The organism is Mesorhizobium sp. M4A.F.Ca.ET.020.02.1.1, assembly GCF_004022645.1.
Lineage (GTDB): Bacteria > Pseudomonadota > Alphaproteobacteria > Rhizobiales > Rhizobiaceae > Mesorhizobium.
On sequence record NZ_RZOI01000877.1, the window covers coordinates 1 to 2,213 of the forward strand.

2 protein-coding genes are annotated in these 2,213 nt (G+C 67.6%); both read right to left on the reverse strand.

What is annotated here, in order from left to right; all coding sequences use genetic code 11:
* Window positions 1–1,601: caspase domain-containing protein (locus EN742_RS32475; protein WP_245492449.1), on the reverse strand; the 1,601-nt coding region annotated here is incomplete at its 3' end.
* Between the two features lie 152 nt (window positions 1,602–1,753).
* Window positions 1,754–2,213: NADPH-dependent FMN reductase (locus EN742_RS32480; RefSeq protein WP_148670429.1), on the reverse strand; the 460-nt coding region annotated here is incomplete at its 5' end.

Below are 2,213 nucleotides of genomic sequence, written 5' to 3' on the forward strand. Positions count from 1 at the left end.
TGGTAGGCCTGCGCGGCGCCGGCCAGGTTGCCTTGCGTCACCAGCACATTGCCGATCTTGTCGTCGTTCATGGCAAGGTCACCGAACCATTCCAGCCGGCCGGGATCGGCCGCGGTCAGCTCGGAAAGCATCGTCCGCGCCGTCTGGTAATTGTCCAGGGCCGCCGGCAGGTCGCCTTGCGTCATCCTGATATTGCCGAGCTTGGTGTGGCTGACGGCGAGGTCGCGCCGCACGCTGGGGTCGGTCTCCTGCCGCACGCGCTGCTCGAGATTGGCCAGCAGCGCCTCGTAGGCGCGGCCGGCGGCGGCGGTGTTGCCGACCGTGATGTAGAGCTTGCCGAGCTCGTCCAGCGTGCGGATCTGGTGGTCGGCATCGTCGAGCTTGAGCGCCGACTGCCCGGCCTCGCCATAGAGCGACAGCACCTCCTCGTAGTCCCTGATCGCCGCGGCGTAGTCGAGGTCGGCGCGCGCCGCGCCCGCCGACAGATAGCGTGTTGCGGCTTCCGACAGTGTGCGGCTGACGAAATTGGCTTTTAGCGCCTTGCGCGAGGTGCTGTCGATCTCGGCCGCCGCCGCGAGTTTTTCACGCGCCGCGTCGAAGGCGCCGAGCGAGAGCTGCTCCTCGGCCTGCCGGCGCAGCGCCGTCACCTGCGGGTCGTCCGAGGCCAGCGTCTTCATCTCGCCGCGCACCTTGACGAAGGCATCCGCCGCCTCGCGCAGCCTGGCGTTCAGGCTCTCGCCCGAAAGATGGCTGGTGTCGGTGCTGATCAGCGCGCCGTAGAGCGGCGCCAGCGGCATGTCGGCGTCGCTGGCGATCTGCTCGACCTCGCCGCGCATTTCCGGCGTCACGTCGGCCATGGCCAGCAGCAGCCGCTCACGTTCCGGCAGCTGTTCCTTGGTCGTGGCGGCGAAGAACAACTGCGGCAGGCCGCTTTCGACATAGGGGAGCTGTTTGCCGCGACTGAGATCGTAGACCTCCTGCTGCACCAGCGTCAGCACCGAGCGGATTTCGAGTCCGTCGGTGCCGAGGTCCTTGGTCAGCGCCGCGGGGAAGGGCGAGTTCTGGCCGGATCCGTCAGCGGCCGTCTCGCCGGGCGCCGCGGCAAAGGCGAACAGGATGTTCTCCGCCCGCCCGACGCGGCCGAGACCCGGCCTGATCTTGTCGGCGGCATCCTTGGCCAGCGACGTCGCGCCGCGGCCCTCGCCGCTCGCGCCGGCGAAGGGATCGCTGCGGCAGGCGTCGAGCACGATCAGGCCGACCTTGGCCGTGGCGGCGACCGCTTCGCGCACCTCTTCCAGCGGCAGGCTGGTCTTGTCCAGCGCGGCGAGCGAGGAGGCGTCGGCATCGACGGGCAGCAGCCGGTTATCGCCGGAAATCTCGACGCCATGGCCGGAGAAATAGACCAGCGCCACGTCGGCGCCCTTGGCGTCCTCACGGAAATCGTCGAGCGCGCGGCGCGTGCGGCGCAGGTCCCGGTTGGTCTCGAGCACGACTTCGAAGCCGAGCTTCTTCAGCGACGCTTCCATCGCCTCGCCGTCATTGACGGGGTTCGCAAGCGGCCGGATCAGTCGGTAGTCGTTGTCGGCAATGACCAGCGCCACGCGCCGCTCCGCCAGGGCGGCGGCGCTTGTCCAAAGGATCAGCAATAGCGCAAGAAGAAGACGCAAAGTCCAAACCGCCCCGGCCCGGTACATTTGCGGGAGCATTTCATCTCTTTATGGCGCGAACAAGCCCGGAGCGTATACCGACCGGCCTAGCCGGCTCGCAGCGGCCTCAGCGCCTCGCTCCAGCGGAACAATTCGTCCAACATGGTCCTGGCGCCGTTGAGGACCGGCTCGCCGGGCTGGAAAGCGCCGTTCTTGTCGAGCAGCGTCTTGTAGGCCGCCAGCGCCACACCCTCCGGGATCGGCATCACTCCGACCGCGGTCAGAAGCGGCTTGACCGCTTGCGCCGCGCGCAGGCCACCGGAGACGCCGCCATAGCTGAAGATGGCGGCCGGCTTGTAGCGCCACTCCTTGAGCAGATAGTCGATCGCGTTGACGATCGCGGGAGCCACGAAATAATTGTACTCCGGCGCTACGAAGACGAAAGCGTCGGCGGCGTCGATCGCCTTCGACCATGCCTTCGTGTGCTCCTTCTCGTATCTGGCGAGTCTCGGATGATGCGGCTCGTCCAGCATCGGCAGCTCGAACGCGGCGATGTCGGTCAGCACG